The sequence below is a fragment of the Boseongicola sp. genome (assembly GCF_057460485.1).
Window position 1 is genome coordinate 1 of record NZ_JBVCWP010000407.1, and the last position, 2798, is coordinate 2798.

2 protein-coding genes are annotated in these 2798 nt (G+C 54.9%); both read left to right on the forward strand.

Going from position 1 to position 2798, the window contains the following annotated elements:
* The first annotated feature begins 90 nt into the window (after window positions 1–90).
* Complete coding sequence (locus AC221Y_RS22865; protein WP_486708589.1) at window positions 91–1452, forward strand: metal-dependent hydrolase family protein; 1362 nt, start codon at window positions 91–93, stop codon at window positions 1450–1452.
* Between the two features lie 227 nt (window positions 1453–1679).
* Complete coding sequence (locus AC221Y_RS22870; RefSeq protein ID WP_486708590.1) at window positions 1680–2612, forward strand: class I SAM-dependent methyltransferase; 933 nt, start codon at window positions 1680–1682, stop codon at window positions 2610–2612.
* Window positions 2613–2798 lie beyond the last annotated feature (186 nt).

The window sequence follows — 2798 nt, forward strand, 5'->3', positions numbered from 1 at the left end:
GTCCGCTAAGTGCCAGAAGCGGACATTGCAGGGCGTTTCGACCTAGCGTGCCTATGGTACAAATACGGAAGAGTATCCTAGGGAGGAGTAATGTTCAGCCATAAACACGTTCGAGCTGTCATTTGTTCGGCATTTGCGTCCGCTTTTGTTGCATTCCTCTCCCCACTTTCCGTTGCCGAGGAGAAGGTCGAGCCCCAAACGCTCTTCACCAACGTCAATATTTTTGACGGCAAGAACGACACTCTGGCCGAAGGCATGAGCGTCTTGGTCGAGGGAAACCTCATCAAAGAGATTGCGAAGGGTGAGATCGAGGCACGTGACGATGCTACGGTGATTGATGGCGGTGGACGCACGCTAATGCCGGGACTTGCGGATACGCACGTTCACCTCGGCTTCGCCTCACTACCCCAGGCCCAGATGTTTACAGGCCGACCGGGCTACAACTACATCTATTCGGCGGGCGACGCTGAGGCCATGCTCATGCGCGGGTTCACGGTGGTGCGCGATATGGGCGGTGACGTGTTCGGTCTAAAGCGGGCAATCGACGAAGAGCGCGTGCCAGGACCGAGGATTTATCCATCAGGCGCATTCATCAGCCAGACGGCCGGTCACGGTGACTTTCGCTTGCCGGAGCAGAATAATCCTCGTTTCGACGGTCCACGCCCCTTCTGGATGAGGCTTGGATATTCGCGCCTTGCCGATGGTGTTCCGGAGGTCTTGGCTGCGGTGCGCGAAAATCTCCGCAACGGAGCGTCGCAAATTAAGTTGGGAGCAGGCGGTGGCTATAGCTCGCCATCTGACCCCCTCCTCGGCAATCAGTACACGTTTGAGGAGCTTAAGGCAGCGGTGGATGCAGCGGCTGATTGGCAGACGTACGTGACTATTCACGCCTACCACCCAAGCTCAATCAACCGCGCAATCGATGCGGGCGTGAAGGACATCGGCCATGGGCAGCTGCTCGACGAAAAGACGCTTCGGCGCATGGCTGACAAGAGCGTTTTTCTCAGCACGCAACCCTTCACGCTCTGCAAAGAACCGCAGTTATCGGACTTCTCGAACTCGAAACTCGCTATTGTTTGCAAAGGCACGGCTTTCGTCTACGCGACCGCGAAGAAAATCCCCGACCTCAAGGTAACGTATGGCACAGACCTCTTCTTCGTCCCCCCGCAGGTTTTTGCTGAACAGGCTAAGATGATGGAGCGCTTGTTGAAGTGGTATGAGCCGGTCGAAATTTTGCGCATGGCGACTAGCACCTCTGGCGAACTGTTTCAAATGAGCGGCCTGCGCAACCCCTATCCCGACGGTGATCTTGGTCTCGTTCAGGAGGGTGCCTATGCAGACCTTCTACTCGTAGACGGAAATCCGCTTGACGATCTCAAAGTCGTCACCGACGCGGACAATCTCAAGATCATTATGAAGGACGGCAAAGTCTACAAGAACACCCTGAACTAGGATCATGTCCGCTTTGGACCGGAAAGCAGACATCCTCAGCTTCGTCACTGAGGTCCGCTAAGTGCCAAAAGCAGACATCGGCCCGACCTTGTGTGAAGGCAGATTTGGATGCTCTTGGCATAAATGGACCCTTTTTGGCGGAAAGCGCACTGACTAGCCCGAGGCTCCGACTTCATAGTTATCCCTCAGAGTTTAAGCGGTCGGATTCTCGACCAAGGAGGAAGACCATGAATCAGGAACAACCAGCGGTACAGCAACACTCGCCGTCCGAATACGGACGCATTGTCAGCGAAACCAACGCGAATGAGCCAACTTCCGAGTACGTAGACTTCTGGAACGACGTCCTTGTGCCGAAGTTCATCACTTACAAGCACATACTGGTCGACGGACTAACGCACCATAGTGAGGCGATCTTTCCCAGTCTGCCAGTCATGGAAGGCGACAAGGTTCTCGACGTTGGATGTGGCTTCGGCGATACGGCCATTAGGCTCTCAGAGCATGTGGGGCCAAGCGGAGCAGTAACCGGCATCGATTGCTGTGAATCTTTCTTAGAGTATGGTCGCAAGGAAGCCGCAGCGCGGGGTCTTGAGAACGTTTCGTTCATGGAGGGCGACGCTCTTAGCGAGCGTTTTGAGCCCAACTACGACTTTGTCTTTTCGCGTTTCGGGACAATGTTTTTCGAGAACCCGGTGGCGGGTTTGAGGAATATGAGAAGCGCACTCAAGCCCGGTGGCAAGATGGTTCATATTGTCTGGCGCAGAGCTGAAGATAATCCATGGCTCAGCATGGCCAAGAACGAGGTGCTTCGGTTTCTGCCCCCGCCAAGTGAAGGTGCTCGCACCTGCGGGCCAGGACCCTTTTCAATGTCGAACCAGACGATGGTTAGCAAGATGATGGAAATAGCTGGCTACAGCGACATTACCTTCGATCGTGTTGATGCTCCGGTCTTGATCGGCAAGACCGTAGCGGACGCCATCAACTTTCAACTCGCCTTGGGACCAGCGGGAGAGGTATTTCGTGAAGCTGGTCCAAAAGCTCAATCAAAACGCAGCGAAATAGAAGCGGCACTCGCTGTGGTGATTGATGCCCAAAAGAAAGAAATGGATGGAATCGTCATGAGCTCATCTTCATGGGTGATCTCCGGCACAAACCCGGGCTAGAGGCGTTGGCGGTCCCTCCTGCCGGGCTGCCATTTTTCTCAATGTTTGCGCTTGGGTCCTTAACTGGATCGTACCCTTGCTCGACCACGTCCGGTTTGCACCCGCAAGCCGACCTCCTCGGCGAGCGGATTGAGGTCGACTAAGTGCCAAGAGGAGACATTGGCTGGTCCTAAATGGCTGGGAGCA